Source organism: Halolamina salifodinae (assembly GCF_017874235.1).
In the GTDB taxonomy this organism is placed as follows: domain Archaea; phylum Halobacteriota; class Halobacteria; order Halobacteriales; family Haloferacaceae; genus Halolamina; species Halolamina salifodinae.
In genome coordinates this window covers 727,136-746,211 of record NZ_JAGGLC010000001.1, presented here as the reverse complement: position 1 = coordinate 746,211, position 19,076 = coordinate 727,136, and the positions used below count along the sequence as shown (strand labels likewise).

General features: G+C 68.4%; 18 protein-coding genes. 12 read left to right on the top strand and 6 right to left on the bottom strand.

The genetic code is table 11. The features are described from left to right. The first annotated feature begins 208 nt into the window (after positions 1 to 208). Both J2753_RS03935 and J2753_RS03930 read left to right on the top strand, forming a co-directional pair. Positions 209 to 808 (top strand): TetR family transcriptional regulator C-terminal domain-containing protein, encoded by a 600-nt coding sequence (locus J2753_RS03935; protein WP_209490762.1) that lies wholly within the window; start codon positions 209 to 211, stop codon positions 806 to 808. A 139-nt stretch (positions 809 to 947) separates the two neighbouring features. Further along, a complete protein-coding gene (locus tag J2753_RS03930; protein WP_209490606.1) occupies positions 948 to 1,913 on the top strand; it encodes an NOG1 family protein in 966 nt (321 codons plus the stop codon). Here J2753_RS03930 and J2753_RS03925 read toward each other — a convergent pair. The 3 genes from J2753_RS03925 to J2753_RS03915 form a co-directional block, all read right to left on the bottom strand. Continuing rightward, complete coding sequence (locus J2753_RS03925) at positions 1,811 to 3,244, bottom strand: TIGR00341 family protein (RefSeq protein WP_209490605.1); 1,434 nt, start codon at positions 3,242 to 3,244, stop codon at positions 1,811 to 1,813. The two genes, J2753_RS03930 and J2753_RS03925, sit on opposite strands and share 103 nt — an antisense overlap. Before the next feature lie 67 nt (positions 3,245 to 3,311). Next, the gene (locus J2753_RS03920; RefSeq protein WP_209490603.1) at positions 3,312 to 5,306 is read right to left on the bottom strand and encodes an outer membrane protein assembly factor BamB family protein; all 1,995 of its coding nucleotides are present in this window, start codon (positions 5,304 to 5,306) and stop codon (positions 3,312 to 3,314) included. A 4-nt stretch (positions 5,307 to 5,310) separates the two neighbouring features. Then, positions 5,311 to 6,243 carry a hypothetical protein gene (locus tag J2753_RS03915; protein ID WP_209490601.1) on the bottom strand — a complete coding sequence of 311 codons (933 nt, stop codon included), beginning with the start codon at positions 6,241 to 6,243 and terminating at the stop codon, positions 5,311 to 5,313. A gap of 273 nt (positions 6,244 to 6,516) precedes the next feature. On the opposite strand from J2753_RS03915, the gene engB reads away from it, so the two are divergent. The 3 genes from engB to mutL all read left to right on the top strand — a co-directional run bounded on the left by engB (position 6,517) and on the right by mutL (position 11,589). Next, positions 6,517 to 7,140 (top strand): GTP-binding protein EngB, encoded by a 624-nt coding sequence (gene engB, locus J2753_RS03910; protein ID WP_209490599.1) that lies wholly within the window; start codon positions 6,517 to 6,519, stop codon positions 7,138 to 7,140. 91 nt (positions 7,141 to 7,231) lie between these two features. Beyond that, the gene (mutS, locus tag J2753_RS03905) at positions 7,232 to 9,919 is read left to right on the top strand and encodes a DNA mismatch repair protein MutS (RefSeq protein WP_209490597.1); all 2,688 of its coding nucleotides are present in this window, start codon (positions 7,232 to 7,234) and stop codon (positions 9,917 to 9,919) included. Next, positions 9,916 to 11,589, top strand: coding sequence for a DNA mismatch repair endonuclease MutL (gene mutL / locus J2753_RS03900; RefSeq protein WP_209490595.1), 1,674 nt, complete (start codon positions 9,916 to 9,918; stop codon positions 11,587 to 11,589). The genes mutS and mutL overlap by 4 nt, the downstream gene beginning before the upstream one ends. Before the next feature lie 24 nt (positions 11,590 to 11,613). Here the strand turns inward: mutL and J2753_RS03895 are convergent, their stop codons facing one another. Beyond that, positions 11,614 to 11,847 carry a DUF7573 domain-containing protein gene (locus J2753_RS03895; protein WP_209490594.1) on the bottom strand — a complete coding sequence of 78 codons (234 nt, stop codon included), beginning with the start codon at positions 11,845 to 11,847 and terminating at the stop codon, positions 11,614 to 11,616. An 84-nt stretch (positions 11,848 to 11,931) separates the two neighbouring features. Between J2753_RS03895 and J2753_RS03890 the strand changes: the two genes are divergently transcribed. From J2753_RS03890 to J2753_RS03870, 5 genes are all read left to right on the top strand, one after another. Next, complete coding sequence (locus J2753_RS03890) at positions 11,932 to 12,426, top strand: DUF7529 family protein (RefSeq protein WP_209490593.1); 495 nt, start codon at positions 11,932 to 11,934, stop codon at positions 12,424 to 12,426. A 64-nt stretch (positions 12,427 to 12,490) separates the two neighbouring features. Further along, entirely contained in the window at positions 12,491 to 12,877 is a 387-nt protein-coding gene (locus J2753_RS03885; RefSeq protein ID WP_209490592.1) for a 30S ribosomal protein S6e, read from the top strand. A gap of 18 nt (positions 12,878 to 12,895) precedes the next feature. Beyond that, complete coding sequence (locus J2753_RS03880) at positions 12,896 to 13,384, top strand: DUF7112 family protein (RefSeq protein WP_245334419.1); 489 nt, start codon at positions 12,896 to 12,898, stop codon at positions 13,382 to 13,384. Positions 13,385 to 13,438: 54 nt separating this feature from the next. Then, complete coding sequence (locus J2753_RS03875; RefSeq protein WP_209490591.1) at positions 13,439 to 13,930, top strand: DUF5807 family protein; 492 nt, start codon at positions 13,439 to 13,441, stop codon at positions 13,928 to 13,930. Positions 13,931 to 14,033: 103 nt separating this feature from the next. After that, on the top strand, positions 14,034 to 14,324 hold the full coding sequence (locus J2753_RS03870; RefSeq protein ID WP_209490590.1) for a hypothetical protein: 291 nt from the start codon (positions 14,034 to 14,036) through the stop codon (positions 14,322 to 14,324). Positions 14,325 to 15,126: 802 nt separating this feature from the next. Here J2753_RS03870 and J2753_RS03865 read toward each other — a convergent pair. Both J2753_RS03865 and J2753_RS03860 read right to left on the bottom strand, forming a co-directional pair. Beyond that, positions 15,127 to 16,329, bottom strand: a complete 1,203-nt coding sequence (locus J2753_RS03865) for a DHH family phosphoesterase (protein WP_209490588.1) — start codon at positions 16,327 to 16,329, stop codon at positions 15,127 to 15,129. A 44-nt stretch (positions 16,330 to 16,373) separates the two neighbouring features. Continuing rightward, entirely contained in the window at positions 16,374 to 16,883 is a 510-nt protein-coding gene (locus tag J2753_RS03860) for a universal stress protein (RefSeq protein ID WP_209490586.1), read from the bottom strand. A gap of 98 nt (positions 16,884 to 16,981) precedes the next feature. Here J2753_RS03860 and J2753_RS03855 point away from each other — a divergent pair, with 98 nt between their 5' ends. Together J2753_RS03855 and J2753_RS03850 are read left to right on the top strand one after the other, a co-directional pair. Beyond that, the gene (locus J2753_RS03855) at positions 16,982 to 18,268 is read left to right on the top strand and encodes a glucose-6-phosphate isomerase (RefSeq protein WP_209490585.1); all 1,287 of its coding nucleotides are present in this window, start codon (positions 16,982 to 16,984) and stop codon (positions 18,266 to 18,268) included. Between the two features lie 82 nt (positions 18,269 to 18,350). Then, positions 18,351 to 19,076, top strand: a complete 726-nt coding sequence (locus tag J2753_RS03850) for a CPBP family intramembrane glutamic endopeptidase (protein WP_209490583.1) — start codon at positions 18,351 to 18,353, stop codon at positions 19,074 to 19,076.

The following is a 19,076-nucleotide window of genomic DNA, read 5'->3' as shown; positions in this document are numbered from 1 at the left end:
GTACCGACCCGCCGACTGCGGATAGATCTTCGACTCGAAACTCGCGTGCATATCGTACTTACTGACTAGTCAGTCAAAAGCGTTTTGGAGGGTTGGATCATCGTCGTCGATCCGCCGATACGGAGGTCAAACGGCGTCTCGGCGGCTATCGCTGAACTGACGGCTGGGTCACAACGGTTATGCCGCGGGCGGGCGAACTATGTGGATGATGCCTGATGCGCCGGATCGCCGATCCGCGGACCCGAACGAGGGGATCATGCGCGCGACCTCCAGAGCGCTGCGTGATCACGGCTACGCGGACCTCACGATCAAGCGGATAGCCGAGGAGTACGGCAAATCCACCGCGGCGATCCACTACCACTACGACACCAAGGACGACCTGCTCGCGGCGTATCTGGACCACCTGATCGACCAGTTCGCCTCGTCGGTCCGGGAGGTGGAGACCACCGACCCGGCCGAACGGATGGACTTACTACTCGATAAGCTGTTGGTCGACGTGGCGGAGTACCGCGAGCTGCTGGTCGCGATGCTGGAGATGCGGAGTCAGGCGCCCTACAAGGAAGCGTTCCGCGAGCGCTTCCGCCAGAACGACGAGTATCTCCGATACATGCTGAAGGCGGTGATCAACCACGGCATCGACGAGGGCGTGTTTCGGGACGTCGACGCCGACCACGCCGCGCGGGCGCTGATGACGATCGTCGACGGCGCCCGCACCCGCGCGGTGGTGCTCGACGACGGCGAGGCGCTCGAAACCGCCCGGCAGACCGCCGACGAGTACGTCGAGACCGTGCTGGTCGCCGACGACTGACGGCGACATCGCCGACCGGCGCGCTCGATGCGCTCCAACCGGGGGAGCCGCCGCCGCGGACGTAGCGACACCGCGCCGGCGCCCGCGGTCCCCCAACGGACGCGCTTTTACGCGCTGGGCGGCTACACTCCCGTAATCGATGACTTTCGAAGATCTTCCGACCACCCCCCGGGCGGAGGAACTCCTGGACAAGGCGTTCTCCCGGGCGGCGCGGACGGGGCGCGCCAAGTCCCCCTACGAGGCCCAGGAGGCGATGCTGCGGACCGCCGGCAACATCCTCTCGGACAACCTCCAGAACGTCGTGACCGCCTGGCCGGATTTCGACTACGTCGACCCGTTCTACTACGAACTCGCCGACGCCATCGTCGACGTCGACCGCCTGCGGCAGGCGCTCAGCGAGGTGACGTGGGCCGGCCGCCAGATCGAGTCGATCCGCGACGAGTACACCGGCAAGATCCGGAACTCCGACACCGACACCGCGCGCAAGCACCGCAAGCAGGCGTTCGCCCGGATGGCCGACATCGTCGAGGAGGTCGAGGACGACCTGCTCGCCATCGGCGAGGCGCGTGACGAACTCAAGACGCTGCCGGACATCCGGCCCGACGAACCGGCTATCGTCGTCGCGGGCTACCCCAACGTGGGGAAGTCCTCGTTCGTCAACACGGTCACCAACGCACGCAACGCCATCGAGTCCTACCCGTTCACGACGACGGCGGTCCACGTCGGCCACTTCGACCACGACCGCATCCGCTACCAGATCGTCGACACGCCGGGGCTCCTCGACCGCCCGGAGGACGAGCGCAACGACATCGAGGCCCAGGCCGTCTCGGCGCTGCACCACCTCGCCGACGCCGTGCTGTTCGTCGTCGACGCCTCCGAGGAGTGTGGCTACCCGCTCGCGGCCCAGCTGGAGCTCCGCGAGGAGCTATCCCGGCAGTTCGACGCGCCGATGGTCACCGTCTGCAACAAGTCCGACGTCTCGACCGACGTCGAGGCCGACGCCTACATGAGCGTCGCCGAGGGCGAGAACGTCGACGACGTGCTCGACACCGTCGTCGAGGCCGTCGACTGGGAGCCGGACATCCCGCCGTCACGCAACGCCTGAGGCGCCGGATCCACCGAGCCGCTCGTCTCTACTGCGGTGTAGTGGACTTCTACCTGCACGTCAGCGCCGCCGCCGAGGCCGAATCGCCCACTCTCGATAGCTTCGATGCGGTCGGCCAACGTCGCCGCTACCGCCGGCGGATCAGTCCCCGGCGGATGGCCGACGGTCACGACCACGCGCTCGGGCGTCCGGAACGGGAACGCCGCGCCGTGTTCGACCTGAAACGAGACCAGCGACAGCGACGGCTGTTCTTCCAGCAGCGCCTCGGTCTCGGCCCGGGTGTCGTCGGCGAACGCGGCGCGCTGGGTCGCGGCGTACGTCGCGCCCACGAGCACCGAGGAAAAGATCAGTACCGCGAGAATCAGCGCGCCGGCGCGCTGGGCGGTCTCCTTGCGGGCCTCGTCGGCTTTGAACCACTCCTCGGGCTGGTAGCCCTGGTACCAGAACACCACCAGCGCCACGAGGTTGATCGAGAGGAAGTTCACCGCCACGAGCACCGCCGACCCCAGTACGGCGCCGGGCCGGCCCCACGCGATGCCGATCCCGACCACGGCGGTCGGCGGCACCAGCGCCGCGGCGATCATCACGCCGACCAGCGCCGAGGAGACCCCCGAGGAGAGCGACAGCGCGCCCGCGATCCCGGCCGCGAGCGCGACCACCAGCGAGGGGACGCCCGGCGAGAGCCGTTCCCGAACTTCGCCGACCGCGAGCACCTCGTTCGTGCCCAGCGGGATGATGTTGCCGTAGCGTAACAGCCCCGCGAACGCCGCGGCGCTCATCACCGCGAGCAGCGCGCCCATCGTCTGGAGTTTGATCCCGCGGACGAACATCTCGTGGTCGTCGACGACGCTCCCGACGCTGGTGGCCATCGCCGGCCCGATCAGGGGGGCGATCACCATCGACCCGACGACGACCGCCGGCGAGTCGAGCAGCAGTCCCGCGGTGGCGACGACGGCGCTGATGGCGGTCATCATGAGGAACGGCACCCAGTCGGGCGCCAGATCGGCGGCCCGGGCGGTTAGCTCGTCGCGGGCGATCCGGTCCCCCTCCTCGCCGGAGGTCCACTCCTCCGCCAACTGTTCGTAGCGCTCGGAGATGACCGTCTCGGCGTCGAGCACCACCGTGTAGGCCTCGCGGTCGATGCCGGTCTCCTCCCGTAGTTGATCGAGTATCGGCTCGACCGCGTTGGTCGGCAGCGGGAACGAGACGACGCCGGTGTAGCGCCGGCCGCTGGTCTCGTCCGACAGCGCGTAGTCGATCCCGTTCTCGTCCAACACCGAGAGCACGGCGTCGCGCTTCCCGGCGGGGATCATCACCTGTACGAGTCGCACGGCTGGGTCTCTCGGGGACCGGGCAAATAGGCGGCGGTCGTGAAAAGGGAACCGCGAACGAGGCCGCTTACTCCTCGTCGGTTTCTTCGTCGTCTTCGTCGTCAGCGCGCTTCTTGGCCGCGTAGCCGGCGCCGGCCGCGCCGGCGGCACCCGCAGCGGCGCCGAAGCCGGGGCCGCTGGTGGACGTGGTGTCCGTGGCTTCGGTAGCGGTGTCAGTCTCGGTCGGCGTGTCGGTCTCCGTCTCGGTGGCGGTCTGTGTCTCGGTCGTCGCGCTGAGGTCCACGTCGGCGCGGTAGCCGACGATCTGGTTCCCCGCCGCGACGGTGACGAACACGGCGCCCTCGGCCTGGTCCTCCCAGACGGACGGCGTCGCGGTGATGCGCTGGCCGGTGTCGGCCTCCCAGAGGATATCGCCGTTCTCGTCGTCGAGCGCATACAGATGGCCGCCCGAGGAGCCACTGAACACCAGCCCACCCGCGGTTGGCGTGGTACCGCCGGGGTAGACCACGAAGGAGTTGTTGAACAGGTCCTCGCTGTCGGGGAGCTTCGTGCGCCACGCCTGATCCCCGGTGCTGAGGTCCGTCGCGGTCACGTAGGCCTGATAGTTCTCGCCCTCGATGGTGTGCTGCTGGCCGCCACCGGAGATCTCGTCCTCGCCGTCTGGGCCGGTCCCCATCCCCGGCGTCCCGACGCCTTCCTCCGGGTAGTTGAACTCCTCCATCCAGAGGATGTTCCCGGCGTCCTGCGACCCGGAGTAGCGGTAGCCGGTCCTCGGGCTGACACCGTCGGCCGGGTAGTTCGAGGCGCCGGCGGCCGCCGGCCACACTTCCGTGGAGTTCTCCTCGCCCTTGCCGATGAAGCTGTGAATGTTCTTCTGCTTGGCGTAGGGCTCCGAGCGCGAGAGTAGCTGGCCGTCCTCGATGTCGTAGACGTACACCCAGCCGTTCTTGTGCTCGTAGACGACCGCGCGGCGCTCCTCGCCCTCGATCTCCACGTCGACGATCGACGCGCAGAACTGGCCGTCGTAGTCCCAGTGGTCCTGCGGGGAGTTCTGGTCGTTCCACTTGACCTCGCCGGTCTTGGCGTCGAGCGCGACGACGCCGGCGCTCATCTGGTTCGGCCCCGGCCGGACCATCGGGTTCAGCATCGGCCGGGGGTTCCCGGCGTTCCAGATGACGGTGTCGGACTCGGGGTCGATGGCCGCGGCGTTCCACGGCGAGCTGTTGGCGTGCTTCCAGAGGTCGCCGAGCCACTCGTCTTCCGGCGCGAACTTGGTGGTCCACTCGACCTCGCCGGTGTCGGCGTTGAGCGCCATCGCGTGGGTGTGGCCCATCAGGGAGTTGTCCCCGCCGACCTGCCCGACGTAGATGGTGCCGTCGTAGACGTGCGAGGAGCCCGAGTGAGAGTAGCCGATGAACGGGAACGGGAGGTTCTGGAGCGACGGGAGCGACCCCATGGAGTCGGTCTCCCACTCCTTCTCGCCGGTGTAGCGGTTCAGCGCCACCATATGGAGGTTGGCCGTGCCGAAGATCACCTTGTCCTCGTACACCGAGACGCCACGGAACCGCGGCTGGATCTCGTAGTCGGCGTCCTCCGGGTAGGCCCACTGGAACGTCCAGTACTCCTCGCCCGTGCGGGCGTTGACCGCCCAGACTTTCGTGTCCGAGCCGATGAAGTACATGACCGGCGGCGTGTCGCCGTCGCCGGGGACGATGGTCGTCGTCGTCTGCAGGCCGCCGCTGCCGGTATCGACCCGGTAGGCCTCCTCCAGTTGGTCGATGTTCTCCGGGGTGAGCGCCTCGCTGGGCGAGAAGCCGGTCTGCTCGTGACCCTTGTTGAAGTGGAGCCAAGAGTCCGTCCGGTTCACGTCCTCCTGGAGCATCTCGTCGGTCACGTCCTCGCCGGGGACCTCGTTGGTGACCTGCCGGACGTTCTCGCCGAACGCGTTCTCCCCGGTGTCGATGAAGTTCATGCGCTCCTCGGGGTCGTCGACTTCGTCGCCGAGGAGGTCACGGTCGATCGCCGCCGACAGCCGCTCGTCGTCGTTGTTGTCGGTTGCCATAGTGTTAGATGGAGATGGAGTCGATCTTCACGTTGCCCGGGTCGCGGGCCGCTTCGTCGAGCCAGTGCATGTGGACCGGCAGCATCCGCTGGGCGACCTCTTGGAGCGCGATGCTCGTCGCGAACAGCGCGCCGAGTTCGGCGTCGGTGAACCGGTCCGAGTCGGCGCTGACCGCCTTCGCACCCTCGGCCATGAGGTAGAAGCCCGCGGTCATCCCGCGAACCTCCCAGATCCCGTCGGCCAGGATCTGCTCGTTCAGGAGCACCTGGTCCTGGTAGAGATGGTCGTCGAGGTTCTGGAGCCAGAGTAGTACCCCGCCGGCGGCGCGCTGGCTGATCGGCGGCAGCACGTCGGCGAGCTGGTGCTCGGCCGGGATGTCGCCGGAGGCGATCCAGTGGAAGTGGCTCAGCTTCTCGGCCTGGTTGATGATCGGCGCAACGAGGTCGACGCCTTCGGTCCCGCCCAGATCCAGATCCGTCAGTGGTGCTGTCGCCGCGCTGGATCCGAGGAACGCCTGCGTGCTCGTCGTCAGGCGCTCGGGGTTGAACGCCGGCATCTCCTCGCTCAGGGTCTCGAAGAAGCCGGTCTCCGCGAGGTGGTCGTGGGTGAGCCAGCCGGCCTCCGCGATATCGTCGAACGCGGAGCCGGGCTCCCGGAACGCCGCCCCGCTCTCGACGGCGGCGGGCGCCGCCGACAGCGCCGTCGCCAACTCGGCCTGCTGTGTCGCGAGCAGGTCGGGGTTGACGCCCCCGGCCATCTCCTCGGAGACGGCCGCACCGACCGCGCTCAGCGCTTCGACGTTCGAGGGTTCGACCGTACTGTTCAGTTCGCCGAGCGTCACGCCGCTCGCCCCGACGGCACCCGCGACGCCGATCACCTTGAGGAACTCCCGACGCTCCTCGTCGGTGACCGCGGTGTGTCTCTCGTAGTTGGTCATGCGTCTCCAAAAACTACCGAGGCTATGATGATAGTTGTTTTGCACGGGATAACCTCCGCCTGTTTTAACTGTCTCTGGGAACGTATTTCTCATACTATTTTATCAGAAACCCATAATTCGGTAGAACCGAGTGGCTGCGTCGGGGTGGCGTCGAGGCGCCGGGCCAAGGGTGTCGATCATCACTACTCCGCCAATCTCTATCGCGCTATTTGGTTTATCGAAGCTCACCTCGGACCCGTGAGCGTTAACCCCGTCAGCCGACTACCGATCTCCATGCCTTTCCAGAACCGACCGAACCGGGGCGACGAGGTCGTACTCGTCGGTCGGTCGAACGTCGGGAAGTCGACGCTGATGCGGGAGCTGACGGGCCACAGTTTCGACACCGGTGGGAAGCCGGGTGTGACCCGCCAGCCCAACCACTACGACTGGGCGGGGCCGGACTTCATGTTCACCGACCTGCCGGGATTCGGCTTCATGTCCGGCGTCGAAGAGGGACATCGCGAGCAGATCAAGACCGACGTGGTGCGCTACGTCGAGGAGAACGCCGAGGACATCCTCGCGGGCGTGCTGGTCGTCGACGGCAAGTCGGTGATCGACATCATCGACCGCCACCAGGCGAAGGGCGATATCCCCCACGACGTGGAGATGTTCCACTTCCTGCAGGAGGTGGGCATCGACCCCATCGTCGCGGTCAACAAGATGGACAAGGTCGACGACAAAGACGAGCGACTGAACGACCTTTGTGACCGACTGGGGCTCTACCCGCCGTGGCAGCAGTGGCAGGAGACCATCTGTCCGATCACCGCGAAAACCGGCTCCATCGACACCCTCGAGGAGGCGCTGGCCGATCGGTTCCACGAGGCCAAACGCGACGAACTACTCCAGTTCGTCAGCTAACGCCGATCACCCGACTTCCTCGACGATCAGTGCCCGGTGTTCCGGGCGCAGTCGCGTAACGCTCTTCCGCCTCGCCCACCCTCTTTCGGCTATGTCTGCGGTCACGGGTCCCCCGGCGGAGCTGGCCGAGCGCCGCGACGAGCTCACGCCGATGCTCCAGCAGTACGTCGACCGCTGTGAGGCGCACGACGACGCGCTCGTGCTGTTCCGGGTGGGGGACTTCTACAAGACGTTCTGCGGTATCGCCGAGGCGGTGGCGCGGCGCTGTGAACTCACCCTGATCGAGCGCGAGGACTCCACCGGCACCTACGCCGCGGCCGGCATCCCGGTCGACAACGCCGCCGAGTACATCGAGCGCCTGCTCAAGGCCGGCCACCGCGTCGCCGTCGCCGATCAGGTCGAGGACCCCAGCGAGACCGCCGGAATCGTGGAGCGCGCGGTCACACAGATCATCACTCCCGGCACCGTCGTCGACGACGAACTGCTCTCGCCCGATTCGACGTACGTCGCCGCCGTCATCGGCGCCGACGACGCGGAGGGTCCCGAATTCGCCGTCGCCAGCGTCGACGTCTCCACGGGCGAGTGCCGGGTCGCACCCGCCGCCGACCGCGCAAGCGCGCAGGAGGAAGTCGCCCGCGTCGGCCCCGCGGAACTGCTCGCTGGCCCGGGCGCACCCAATATCGATGCCCCCTGTCCCACGACCGACTGGGACGACGACGCCTTCGCGGCCGACGCGACCCGCGAGACGCTCGCTTCCTACGCCGACTCGGACCGCTTCACAGCTGTCGAGACCCGGGCTGTCGGTGGCTTGCTGGCCTACGCCGAGTACACGCAGGGCGACGACGGGTCGCTCGACTACGTCTCGCGGATCCAGCGCTACGACCCCGCGGACTGCCTGCGTCTCGATGCCGCCGCGCTCCGGAGCCTCGAACTGTTCGAGAACCGCGCCGGCGGCGACCGCGACGGCGACACGCTGTTCGAGACCATCAACGAGACGGTCTGTGCGCTGGGGCGTCGACGGCTGGCGTCGTGGCTCCGTCGCCCGCTGGTGGACCGTCGAGCCATCGAGCGCCGCCTCGACGCCGTCGCGGACCTCTCGGCCCGGACGCTGCTCCGGGAGGAGCTACGGGATCGCCTGAGCGCCGCGTACGACCTCGAACGACTCGTCTCGCGGGTCTCCCGCGAGCGAGCGAACGCGCGGGACCTCCGCTCGGTCGCCCAGACGCTCGCCATCGTCCCGGACCTGAAGGACGCGCTCGCGGACGCCGACGCCGACCGCCTGCAGGCCCTCCGCGAGGACCTCGACGAACTCCGGAAGGTCCGGAGCCTGATCGAAACCGCCATCGCCGAGGACCCGCCCCAGGAGATCACCGAGGGCGGAGTGATCCGCGACGGCTTCCACGACGAACTCGACGAGGTCCGGGGCACCGAGCGCGAGGGTCGGGAGTGGGTCGCCGACCTCGAACAGCAGGAACGGGAACGCACCGGGATCGACAACCTCGAAGTCGGCCACAATCAGGTCCACGGCTACTACATCGAGGTGACCGACAGCCACCTCGATTCGGTGCCCGAGGAGTACCGCCGGCGCCAGACCCTGAAGAACTCAGAGCGGTTCGTCACCCCCGAACTCCGCCGGCGCGAGGACGAGATCCTCGGCGCCGCCGAGCGCGCCGACGCACTGGAGTACGACGTGTTCCGCGAGGTCCGCGCCGAGGTGGCCGAGGCGACCGACCGCCTGCAGGGACTGGCCGACGACCTCGCGGATCTCGACGCCCTCCTCTCGCTGTCGACGGTCGCCGTCGGCCCGGATTTCTGCCGGCCGGCGTTCCACGACGGCGACGACTCGCTCGAAATCGAGGCCGGGCGCCACCCCGTCGTCGCCCGCACCCAAGCGGAGTTCGTCCCCAACGACGCCGATTTGCCGGCCGGCAGCGTCGGCCTCATCACCGGGCCGAACATGAGCGGGAAATCGACGTACATGCGGCAGGTCGGCCTGATCTGCGTGCTCGCACAGGCCGGCGGGTTCGTGCCCGCGAAATCCGCGAGTCTCACCGTGCTGGACCGGGTGTTCACCCGCGTCGGCGCCAGCGACGACATCGCGGGCGGCCAGTCGACGTTCATGCGCGAGATGAGCGAACTCACGGGCATCCTCCACGACGCGACTGAGGACTCCCTCGTGCTGCTGGACGAGGTCGGGCGCGGCACCTCCACCGCCGACGGTCTCGCCATCGCCCGCGCGGCCACGGAGTTCCTCCACGACGAGATCGGCGCCCGGACGATGTTCGCGACACACTACCACGACCTGACCGCGCTGGCCGGGGAGCGCGAGCGCGTGTTCAACCTCCACTTCACGGCGATCCGGGACGGCGAGGACGTGACCTTCCTCCACCGCGTGGATGAAGGCCCCTCCTCGTCGTCATACGGCGTCGAAGTCGCGCGGATGGCTGGCGTTCCAGATTCCGTCGTCGAGCGCTCGCGAGCGCTGGTCGAGGAGGGTGAGACGGAGGCCAACAGCGATCCTGCGACCGACTCGGTACCGACGCCGACGAAGGCGGCGACCGACGGCGCAGGCGTCGAGGCTGAAGAGGCCGGGGCGGGCTCCGAACCCCAGACGCCGCCGGGCCAGCAGACGCTTCCGGATATCGATCCGAACGACGACACCGACGCCGACGTATCCGACGAAATCACCGCCGAACTCCGCGAACTCGACCTCGCGCGAACCACGCCGCTGGAGGCGCTGAACCGCCTGCAGGAGCTACAGGACCGCGTTTCGCGATGAGCGACACCACCGACCCGCCGACGGTCGAACGCCTCGACGAGGCGACGGTCGACCGCATCGCCGCCGGCGAGGTGATCACCCGTCCCGCACGGGTCGTGGGCGAACTGCTGGACAACGCGCTCGACGCCGCGGCCGACTCGATCCGGGTCGAAATCGACGGCGACGGCACCGAGCGCATCCGGGTCGCCGACGACGGCCACGGGATGAGCCGCGGCGACGCCGCGCGGGCTATCGAGCGCCACGCGACCAGCAAACTCCGGGACGCCGCGGAGCTCCCGGCGACCACCAGCCTCGGCTTCCGCGGCGAAGCGCTGCCCAGCATCGCCGACGCGGGCCGCCTCGAACTGGTCGCCAGCGACGGCACGGAGCCGGGAACCCGGCTCTCGGTCGATTCGGAAGGGGACATCCAGATCTCTGACGCCGGCCGAGCATGTGGAACCACCGTCGTCGTCCGGGACCTGTTCGCCGACCGCCCGGCCAGACTGGAGGCGCTAGGCGGCGCCGGCGCGGAGTTCGCCCGGATCTCCTCGCTGGTCGCGCGCTACGCGCTCACCCGCCCGGGCGTGTCGTTCTCGCTCGCCCACGACGGCCGCGAGGTGTTCGAAACGCCCGGAAGCGGTGCCTACGCCGACACGCTGGCGGCCGTCTACGACCGCCACGTGGCCGCCAGATCGACGACGTTCACCCACGAGACGACGCTTTCGGGCGACGAGAGCGCGGAGCAGGCCGCAATCCGCGTCGAGGGGGTGCTCGTCTACCCCTCCACGACGCGCTCGGACCGGTCGCACATCCGGACCGCCATCAACGACCGGCCGGTTGTCGACGAGGGCGTCCGCCGGGCCGTCGAACGGGGCTACGGCACGCTCCTCCCCGACGGCCGGCACCCTGTCGCGGTGGTCTCTGTGTCGCTCCCCCCGGCGAGCGTCGACGCCAACGTCCACCCCGCGAAGGCGGAGGTCGCGGTCTCAGCCCGCGAGGCCGTCGAGGCGGCGGTCGAGACTGGCGTGAACGACGCGCTCACGACCGCGGATCTCCGGCGCTCCGGCGGGGTGGCGATGGGGTTGGAGGAGTCGCTCGAACCGAAAGATGGCGAGTCGGCGCTCGCGGCGGCGACGGTGCTCGGGCAGTTCCGCAACACCTACCTCCTCTGTGCCGAGGGTGACGACCTACTGGTGATCGACCAGCACGCCGCCCACGAGCGCGTGAACTACGAGCGCCTGCAGGCCGCTGTTTCGGGTGCCGGGATCGATCAGGTCGCCCTCTCGCCGCCGGAGACGCTCTCGCTGTCGCCGGCGGAGGCGGCGGTAGTCGAGGAGTACGCCGAGGAACTGGCCGCGATGGGGTTCGATGCCCAGCCGTTCGGCGGGACGACGGTGAAGCTCTCGGCCGTGCCGGCACCGCTGGGTCGGCCCGCCGATTCGGGGGCGTTTCGGGAGACCCTCGCGGCGCTCGCCCGCGGCGACGACCCCGAGGACGCCCGGGAGGCGGCGCTCGCGGATCTCGCCTGTCACCCGTCGCTGAAAGCCGGCGACGCGCTGGAGAGTGAGGAAGCGCAGGCGCTCGTGGACCGACTGGGGCAGTGCGAGCAGCCGTTTGCGTGCCCGCACGGGCGGCCGACGGTGCTCAGCGTGAGTGAGGAGACGTTGGCCGCCGGGTTTGAACGGAAGTAGCAGGCCGCTCGCCGCGGTCGCGTGTCACCACTCCTTGCAGTCCGCACAGACCAGCGCGTCGGGGTCGAGTTCGGGATCATCGACGGCGCCGCCCTCGCCGGCGTGCCAGCGCTCCTCGACGGCCTCGCCGCACGCGTCGCACTCGGCGCCGTCGGGCGTCGACGTGTAGGTGTACGTCGGCATCTCGGCGGGCTCTTTCTGATCACTCTCGCCATCGTCGCCACCCGCGAACTCCGTCAGGCTGGCGTCGTCGCTCATGGGTCGAGTGGGGTCGGCGGGGGCTTAGCGTTGGCGTCCGCCGGAAGCGAACGCTTTTCACCCCTGACGGGTCCACAGTCGGGCATGGATCCGGGACACCCGCTGCAGGGCATGACCGACCTCTGGGAGGACACCGTCGACGACATGGCGGCCACCGCGGCCGAACTCCGGGAGGCCGGCTGGGAGACCGTCGAACTCCACCCCGGCGCGGTGACGCCGCTGCCGCGACTGGAGGCCGACGACGGCTACGAGGACGACCGCATGGGGTTCGATGTGCTCGTGCCGGGCAACGAGTTCGAGGCCGTGCAGGCGGCCGTCGAGGGGGCCGAGTACGACGAGTACGAGGCGTACAACGCGCAGGCCAACGGCGTCGTGTTCGCCGTGGTCGTGATGAAGGCCGAGGCGGCCGGCCGGGTGGTGCTGATCCCCGTCTACTACAAGATCGAGGACGCCGAGGAGACGGTCGAACGGATCGAGGCCGCCGGCGAGAGCCGCCTCTACGTCCGGCCGCTGGACGACAGCGACCGCGTGCTGTTCACCCAGCAGGCCCCCGAGGCGCTGCTGCCCGGCGAGGAGTAGGCCCCTCCCCACCGGAACGGGTGGTTTCGACGTGTTTTTCAGCCGCGACCGAGAGTTTTCAGGTATGGCCGAACTGAAGCTCGTCGTGTCGGACCCCGACACGGGCAACACGTACCAGACGGACGTCGACGGACAGGACGCCAACCGATTCCTCGGGCGCTCGCTTGGCGACGAGGTCGAGGGCGACGTGGTCGGGCTCTCGGCGTCCACGCTCGAACTCACCGGTGGCTCCGACGCCGCCGGCCGACCGATGCGCGCGGACGTCTCCGGCTCGGACCTCAAGCAGCTCCTGCTCGAGGGCGGCGTCGGCTTCAACCCCGAGAAGGACGGCGAGCGATGCCGGATCACGGTGCGTGGCGCCGAGTTCAGCGAGGAGAGCGCGCAGGTCAACGCCAAAGTCATCGGCGACGAGGACGTCGCCGCGGCGTTCGGCGGCGACGACGAGGAGTAAGCCCGAAGCCGTTTTTCGATGGCCGACCGCATCCCCAGCGACCACGCCAGCGTTCACACCGCCCGCGCCGAAGTCGCCCGCAGCGGCGGCACCCGCCGGCCCTGCCTGCGCCTTCCTGCGGCGTTGGATCTCGAGGCCGGCGAGTTCGTCGGGGTCGTGATCGACGGCAAGGAGTGTCACGCCGAGATCGAACGCGACAGCACGGGACTGCTGCTGCGTGGCGCCTACGACCTCAAGAGCGAGGCCCGGGATCCGGGTCGCGCCGAGAACCGCCTCGTCGAGTGGCTGCGCGGTGAGGGTCGCGAACCGGGCGATCCCGTCGAGATCGACGAGATCGAGGCCGGCGAGCGGTACGGTCTCCGCCTCCCCGGCGAGCGGACGGTCTACCGCGACACCAGCGGGCCGGGTGGGTCGCTGCAGGGGATCGCTGAAGATCTTGCCGGCAACGGTCAAGCCGGCGAGGGCGGGGATCTCGGCGGCGACGACTCCGGCGTCGATTTCGACTGACTCGGGGCCGTGCCAACGCGGTCGGTTTTTCCCGTAGAAGCGCCTCCACCCCGTATGAGCAAACGTTCGGAGTTCCTCGCGGGTGAGCGCCTGGAGGACGTGGCGCTGTTCCTCGCCGCGGATCAGTTGGACGAGAGCGGGAAACTGGCCGACGCCGGCGAGGAAGTCGACGGCGGCATCGTGCTGGTGCGCCCGGGCGAGCAGGGACGCAAACTGTTCAGTGCCGGCACCGGGCAGGACGCGATGGAGTTCGCCAAGGAGGCGATGGGCGAGGGCGGCAGCGTCGACGAGAGCCAAAGGCCCTCGTCTGCCAACCAGAACGCGGAACGTTCTGGTGGCGTCGACGCCGACCTCGCTGGCGGGTCGTGTCCCGCGGGCGACGGCGACGACCACGAAGTCCAGTACATTTTCGCGTTCGCGGAGGCCGAGAACCCCGAAGTGGGCGGCATGTACGCCGACGGCGACGTGATTCACGCCTACGCGAAGTGTGCCTGCGGGGAGTCGTACTCCGAGAAGTGGGTCGTCGGGAGTCGGTCCGAGGAGTAGGTTCAGTCCGTAGACTTTGCTGACCCTTTGACTGCTAATTGATTTGCAGTGAATCGGTAAGTACAGCCGAACGCTTTATCGGGTCAAGCTTCCGTTAGTACGTGTGAAGGCAGTTCAACGGATGTTGTTTCGTGAGCCAGATGGACGACGGACGGGTCTCGTCTTCTTCCTCTTATCGTTCATTTGCCTTCTTGGTTTGGTGTATTTTGGAGCCTTACTCGACGGTCTCTACACCTTACACTTCACCGGTATATCGCTCGCTCTTCTTGGGTTCGCCGAATCTCTGCCTCTCAACCGACGACGCTCCGCAGGAAGACTTCGGATACTAGCCGTTGGTATCCTCGCTGTCTTCCTTGCACTCCTCATATTGGTTCCAGAACCAATATTGGGCTGAGTGGGAGCAATCGTATTTGACAAATACGCAGCCCTAATGAACGGATGTTTCAGAACAGAGCGTGGTAAACAAACCGGGTTTCAATAGAGACAATTCGTATCTTTTTGGAGCGGAGCAGGTGCTGTTGTGTGGTTTTCGACTACAGACTGTCTCGATGCATGACCACTTGTGACCGCACAGCCTCGTACCGCTGCCACAGCGCTCGCGGCGTCGCCGCTCGCTACCGAGGCGGTTTGCCGCTCCCGCTGGTCGCGTTTTTCCCGCCTCGCTTCCTCCCCGGCCGACTCGTTCGCTCACTCGTCCTCCGTGGGAGCAAGTGGTTCGAGAGAGCGAAGCTCTCTCGTCATGTCGCCGAGAGGCGCTTCGCGCCTCTCGTATCACCCCCACGTGGTCCAACTCGCTTCGCTCGCGGGATCCTCGCGCGCTCAGTCCGCGCACGGAGGCGCGGACGCTTGCGCGCCACCGAAGTTGCGGAGCGGTGGACGCCTCGCGCTCGCGAACGTCGCGAGCGCGGGGGGAGGGGTGGGGACTCGGTGCTGTGCCGTTAACGGGAGCGAAGCTCCCGTTCGCCAGCCGGACGTAGTCCGGCGACGTTGACGAGAGCCGCAGGCTCTCGTCTGCCAATCAGAAATCGGAGATTTCTGATGACCGGCTCTCGTGCCCGGCACATCGCGGGTATCAGTTGTCATGCTTCGAGATGCTGTCGCCGTCGCTGTCGCGGTAACCGTCCTGAGCGCAGCCGTTGACGCCGGAAAGAAAAATACCGCCTCGAAGAACGCCGCTTCGACCTTCGAAAACCGACCTACTCCGCCACTAACTCCTCAAAAGCACGCCGAATAACGGTCCGCGCGGCCCGCCCTTCGCTCGTCCAGTGCTGGGCCATGTCCAGCATGTCGTCGTAGATATCGGGCTTACAGCCCGCGGCCTTCGGGTGACCGCCGCCGTTGACCTGTCCGGCGACCTCGTGGCAGCGCTCGAAGCCCTCGGAGCCGCGGATCGACGCGCTGCCGGAGGGTTTGACGATCACCGCGGCGTCACAGCCGTCCTCCCGGAGCGCCTCGGCGACCTCGTTCTGCGAGCAGCGACCGTAGGTGAAGCCGACGGTCCACTCGCCGATCTGTCGGCGGTTGGCTCGCGAAATCGCGGCCTCGATGCGCTGTTCCTTCTCGACGCGGCGGTGTGAGAGGTAGTCCAGAACGGTCTCGGGCAGCGCGGCGCCGTACTCGCCGACGACGGTGGCGTACTCCTCCGGGCCGCTCCAGTAGGCGTAGTCCGCGAGGTCGTCGCTGCGCTCGTCGCGCTTGAGCCAGAGGTCGTGGTCCCGGGTGACCTCCGCGAGCTCCTGGTAGCGCTCGTCGAACTCGTAGTCCAGCGAGCGCAGCGCCACGTCGGTCGTACACTCCTCCTCGCTGTCGCCGATGACGAGGTCGACGCCCGCATCGCGGACGCGCTGTTCGAGCTCCTCGCCCCACTGGTGGTGGTCGAACCACCGGACCTCGCCGCAGCGCTCGACCAGCGCCTCGAGGTCGTCGGCGACGTACTTGTAGCTGTCCGGACAGATGTCGCAGATGTAGGCGTCCGTGCCCTCCTCGACGTGTTTCGCGACCAGTTCGAGCGAGTCCTCGAGCCGTCCGGGGCCGGAGGCGACGAGTGCGACCGTCGAGCGCTCGTGAGGTTCCTCACCCTCCTCGTCCTCGTCTTCGCCCGTCTCGTCGTCCGCCTCGTCCTCCTCCGCCTCGTCGTCGGCCATCTCCTCGGCCATCGCCTCCTCGAATGGCGCCACGTCGAGCGTGGCGTCGCGGGCCTCGCGGATCAGCGCCACACAGCCGAGGCCGTCGGCGTCGGAGTCGGTGATCACGACGGCCTCGGCGCCGTCGACGGCCTCGGCGATGCGCTCCTCGGTGCGGTCTTCGTCCAGCGAATCGGGGTAGAAAAAGCCCTTCCCGGGCAGCAGCGAGCGTCGGTGCAGCGAGAACTCGCTCGTCTCGATGAGGTCGTCTTCCATACCCGAAAGTCGGCGAGCTGAGGTATAAGGCCCGTGGAACGGCGCTACGCCGTCGCTTCTTCGCCGTCCGTCTCGCCCTCCAACTGTCGCACTGTCAGCACCGGCACCGGACAGCGCCGCACCACGCTCTCGGCAACGCCGCCGATCAGGTAGCGGTTCTCGCCGTGACGGCCGCGCGTCCCGGTGGCGACCACGTCGGCGTCGACCTCGCGGGCGTAGTCGGAGATGGTCGCGGCCGGGCGCCCCTCCCGGACCGCGGTCGTGACGGCGCTCTCGGCGCGCGCGGCGACGCTGGCGACGGCGTCCTCGCCGTCGTTCTCCAGCGCGGCGCGGAGCTCCTCGCGGACGCTCCCGGGCGAGGACTCGACCTCGCGCTCGTCGACGACGAACAGCGCGTGGACGTCGGCGTCACCAGAACGCGAAGCGTTTTGGTTGGCTACCGAATCGCTACGCGATTCGGGACCGTCGAACCGGTCGGCGAAGTCGAGCGCCACGTCGACCGCCCGCTGGACGCTCTCGGAGCCGTCGGTGGCGATGACGATGGTGTCGAACATAGGTTGTGGTTCGGCCGCTGCGGCATAACTCCGACGGGGCAGAGTCGACGGCGCTGGCTCTCCGAAGCTACTTCCGCCAGCCACCCGCCACCCCACCCATGCACACCGACATCGGCAACGCGCTGGGCGGCGACCCCGCCCTCACGCGCGACGGCCTCGACGAACTGGACGCCGACGTGGCCACGGCCCACGAACGCATTGCCGACGGCATGGCCGACGACGCGTTCGGCTACACCGCGCTCAACCTTCCCGAGACCGCCGACCCCGACCGGATCCGGAACGCGGTCGCTCCCTTCGCCGACAGCGAGGCAGTCCTTACCGTCGGCATCGGCGGCAGCGCGCTCGGCGCGGCGACGCTCTGTAACGGTCTCGAGAGCGAGACTGACGCCTACTTCCTCGATAACGTCGACCCGGAGCACACCTCGCGCCTGCTCGATTCGCTGGACCTCTCCCGAACGGCCGTAAACGTCGTCTCGAACTCCGGCACGACCGCCGAGACGCTCTCGAACTTCCTCGTCGTCCGCGAGGCGATGGCGGATGCGGGCGTCGACTGGGCCGAGCAGACGTTCGTGACCACCGGACCCGAGGGGAACCTCCGGAATCTCGCGACCAAGCACGACCTGCCCGCCCTCGACGTGCCCGAGGGCGTTCCGGGCCGGTTCTCGGTGCTCTCGACGGTCGGCCTCGCGGCGGCGGCGATTCAGGGCCACGACATCGAGGCTGTGCTCGCCGGTGCCGCCGAGGAGCGGGATCGGCTGGCTGGGTCGCTCTACGACTCGCCGGCGTACGCCTACGGCGCGACAAGCTACGCGCTGGCCGAGCGCGGCGCCGTCACGAACGCGTTCATGCCCTACGCCGAATCGCTGGAGACGTTCGCGGAGTGGTTCGCCCAACTCTGGGCCGAGAGCCTCGGGAAGGACGGGCGGGGCCAGACGCCCGCGAGAGCGCTCGGCGCGACCGATCAGCACTCACAGCTCCAACTCTATCGCGCCGGCCCGCGGGACAAACTCGTGACGCTCGTGCGCCCGACCGAGCGCGCGGACCGCGGGATTCCCGAGACCGATCTGGAGGGGCTCTCCTACCTCGGCGGCCAGTCACTGGGGACGCTGCTCGACGCGGAGTTCGAGGCGACCGAGGCGAGTCTGACGGCCGCGAACTGCCCGAACGTCCGGATCGAGATCGACCGCGTCGACGAGCGCGGCCTCGGCGAACTGCTGTTCGGGATGGAGGCTGCCTGCATCTGTTACGGCGAACTCGCCGACCTCTCGACGTTCACCCAGCCCGCGGTTGAGTGGGGGAAGAAGGCCGCTCGCGGCCTGCTCGGCGGCGGCGAGTTCGCGGAGGCCCAGGCGGTACGTGGGAAGGATCGGCTGGTCGTCGAGTAGCGCTGCCCCGGACGACGTCGATGCCGTGCGTCGACGCCCGCGACCGTCATCGCTTTGCCCCGGCGGCCACTTTTCCCGGACAATGAGTCAGTCCTCCCGGCCCACCCGGCCCATCTCCGGGCCGCGCCTCCTACGGACGGTTCAGGCGTTCGTGCTGTTCGTCGCCGGCGTCGTCGGCGGCAGCGTCGGTGTCTCGCTGTGGGCCGGCGCCGCGCCGGCGCTGGGCGTCGCCGAGGGAACGACGGCTTACGAGATCGCCAACACGGTCGCGCAGTTCGTCGGCATCGCGGCGCCGGTAGCGCTGTTCGTCGCTGCCGCAGGCGACCGCGACCTGCTCTCGTTCGAGATCCCGGACCGGCGGGGTGCGGCCATCGCCGTCGGCGCGGCCGTGGCGCTCTACGTCCTCCAGATCGTCCTGCTGGCGCTGTTCTCGCTGGTTGACGTGGCGCCGTCCCAGAACCCCGCGGTCGATCCGACCGGGCGCGAGGCCACGTACTTCCTCCTCATGATCCCGGCCTCGGTGCTGGTGGTCGGGCCGGCCGAGGAGCTACTGGTCCGCGGGGGGATTCAGGGGCTGCTGAAGCGTGCGTGGGGGCCGTGGCCCGGCATCATCGGCGCCAGCGCGCTGTTCGGGTCGCTGCACTACATCGGGAGTGGGAGCGGCGCGCTCGCGTACGTGGCGTTCTCGTTCCTGCTGGGCTGTCTGCTGGGCTATCTCTACGAGCGCACTGGGAACCTCGTCGTGCCGATGGTGGCCCACGGCGGCTACAACGCCGCGATATACGCGATCCAGTACGCGACGATCTGA